This is a genomic window from Bacillus cereus group sp. BfR-BA-01360 (genome assembly GCF_022663595.1).
Classification (GTDB): Bacteria; Bacillota; Bacilli; order Bacillales; family Bacillaceae_G; genus Bacillus_A; species Bacillus_A cytotoxicus.
On record NZ_JAKUFV010000079.1, the window covers coordinates 1 to 440 of the forward strand.

The following is a 440-nucleotide window of genomic DNA, read 5'->3' on the forward strand; positions in this document are numbered from 1 at the left end:
CCTTCCAGCTTTCTAGAAAATCCAAACGACTTTGTAGACAAAGATAAAATCATGGATGACTTAGCGGACAAGGTAGCAACTGAACAATATACCAAAAAAGTAACAGAATTAGAAAGAAAGATTTCAGCGAATGAAAAAGGCGTTGAAATTATATCTGAAAAACACGAAACCTTTGTGAATGATACTTTCGATGCTTATGTCAAAGAAACAGGATCTAAATTGCAAGTGTTGGATGAAGGAATTCTAGCTCAAGTGAAAAAAGGCGATATTATCGCAGCTATCAATATGTCAGCAGAGAAGATAACAATTGATGTAGCAAAATTAGCAATTAATGCAGACACAATGGTCAAATGGTTAACTGCAAAAGGTATCGATACGAATCTCATTCGAATCAGTGGCGATAAGATACTCATCGACAAAAACGGTGTAACGATTAAAAT

The 440-nt window shown here is 35.0% G+C and carries 1 pseudogene; it reads left to right on the plus strand.

The features are described 5' to 3' along the window. Nucleotides 1-440 (plus strand): annotated as a pseudogene (locus MR056_RS21985) (phage tail spike protein); the annotation flags it as partial.